Source organism: Sphingopyxis sp. (assembly GCF_036402335.1).
GTDB lineage: Bacteria > Pseudomonadota > Alphaproteobacteria > Sphingomonadales > Sphingomonadaceae > Sphingopyxis.
Genome location: NZ_DASWTD010000274.1, coordinates 1 through 2,092, shown reverse-complemented (window position 1 = coordinate 2,092; position 2,092 = coordinate 1). Strand labels below are relative to the sequence as shown.

Here is a 2,092-nt window from a genome sequence, read left to right as displayed (position 1 = left end):
GGAAGCGACCGGCCAGTCGTTCAAGGCGCTCAACACCGCGGAGACCTGGGCGCGCGTGGCCCGGCAGGTACAGGGACCGCTGGGAGCGGTGAAGGCCCGCGGGCTGCTGAGCGAAGAAACGGTCCCCGCGCCGCCCTATGGCTATCAGATGGTCAAGTTCCGCACCGACTATACGAACAAGGCCGGGGCGATCGAGACCTTGTCGCTGGTGCGTGAGGGCGGGAGCTGGCGCGTGGTGGGCGTGACGGTGGAGTAATCGAAGGGGCGGGTCCGGGTTCGGAATCGCCCCCTCTTCGCGTTCGTGTCGAGCGAAGTCGAGACACGCCGCGATATAACGCCAAGCCCCAGGGGCATCTCGACTTCGCTCGATGCGAACGGGCTTCTATTCGGTGCAGTGCTACTGGTTGCCAGCTCGCTGTTCGCTGTGCGAACGCCTTCGCTAGCGCCCTCGTCCCGTCAGTACATATGCTGGCCGCCGTTGATCGACATCGTCGATCCGGTGACGAACCCCGCATCCTCGCTGCACAGAAAGGCGACGCCGCGCGCGATCTCGTCGGCCTGCCCCAGACGGCCGACCGGAATCTTCGCGACGATCTTTTCGAGCACGGGCGCTGGGACCGCGGCGACCATGTCGGTGTCGATATAACCCGGCGCGATCGCGTTGACGGTGACGCCCTTCTTCGCGCCCTCCTGCGCCAGTGCCTTCGTAAAGCCGTGGATGCCCGATTTGGCGGCGGCATAATTGACCTGACCGTACTGGCCCGCCTGCCCGTTGATCGACCCGATGTTGACGATGCGGCCCCAGCCGCGTTCAACCATGCCGCCGAAGGTCGCCTTCGCCATGTTGAAACATCCGCCGAGGTTGACGCGCATCACGTCATCCCAGTCGTCGTAGCTCATGCGCGCGAGGGTGCCGTCGCGGGTAATGCCGGCGTTGTTGACGACGATATCGACGGGTCCGAATTCCTCGGCGATGCGCGCGCAGCTGTCGAGGCATGCCTGATGGTCGCCGACGTCCCACTTGATCGCGGCGATGCCCGTGCGGTCGGTGAATTCGCGCGCCTTTTCATCGTTGCCGCCATAGTTGGCGACGACGGTGACGCCCTGTTCCTTCAGTTTCAGCGAGATCGCCTCACCGATGCCGCGGCTGCCGCCGGTGACGATTGCTACGCGTGCCATAAATTCACTCTCCCACGTGGTTATGGGACGATGATTAGGCCGCGCAAGCGGGCGCCGCAAGTTTACCGGAACGTCAATCGCAAAGCTATTCAGGGGGGTAGCCGGGGGGCAGGATGATCCTAATTGCTGACCTGCGCCCGCAGTTTCGAAAAGTCGCCTATGGCCAGATCGGCCTTGTCGATCGTGACGACCAGATTGCCGCCGTCGCCGAAACTGCGGCTCATCAGCCCGCTTGTCGGCAGTTCGATCAGCACGGCCTCGCGGTCGGCGTCATAGTCGGCGACATAGCCCAATGGCGCATGCCCGATCACGGCCATCTCACGCGCGGCAAGTGCACGCCACCACGGCTCGTAAACTGCGCGTGCCGGGGCGGACAGGCCATCCGGATTGGCGCACCAGGCGTGCTTGGCGCGGTCGAACAGGATGCTCTGATAGTCATGGACCCACAGGTTCGCGTCGGGCCGGTGCGTGGTCAGCGGCAAGGTGATCGTTTCAACCCGTTCGACGCCGGTTTCGGGGTCGATGGCCGGGATCGCCCCGGCCCAGCGGATCGCGTGCAATGCCGCCATCACCGCGGTCGCGTCGCCGGGCGAGAATGCCTGCGTTGTCGCGCTGTCGTGGACGATCGCGATGATTTCCGCGGCGCGCGCGCGGGCCTCGCGGTTGATCGCAGCGCGCTGTTCCATTTCCGAGACATCCTCGGCGCTCGCGCCGGCAGGCGGCGCGGCTTCGGTCGCCAGCCGGTCGAGCCGCATTTCGAGCAGTGCGACCATCGCGGTCATGCTGCCCCAGTCGAAAGGGTGGAAGGCCGGGTCGGCGATGTCGTAGCCGCGCTCGTAGAGCGAAACGCCGGGCTCGCTCATATCGCTTTCGCCGTGCGGATCGGTATTGCCCGGTCCCACGGCGACAAGGT

At 65.4% G+C, this 2,092-nt stretch carries 3 protein-coding genes; 1 reads left to right on the top strand and 2 read right to left on the bottom strand.

Annotated features, from left to right (window positions below):
- Positions 1-256 (top strand): DUF4019 domain-containing protein (locus tag VGD20_RS08685; RefSeq protein ID WP_331134062.1); only part of this gene is annotated, 256 nt, incomplete at its 5' end.
- Positions 257-456: 200 nt separating this feature from the next.
- Here VGD20_RS08685 and phbB read toward each other — a convergent pair.
- Together phbB and VGD20_RS08675 are read right to left on the bottom strand one after the other, a co-directional pair.
- Positions 457-1,179 carry an acetoacetyl-CoA reductase gene (gene phbB, locus VGD20_RS08680; protein WP_331134061.1) on the bottom strand — a complete coding sequence of 241 codons (723 nt, stop codon included), beginning with the start codon at positions 1,177-1,179 and terminating at the stop codon, positions 457-459.
- 119 nt (positions 1,180-1,298) lie between these two features.
- Positions 1,299-2,092: hypothetical protein (locus tag VGD20_RS08675; RefSeq protein ID WP_331134060.1), on the bottom strand; the 794-nt coding region annotated here is incomplete at its 5' end.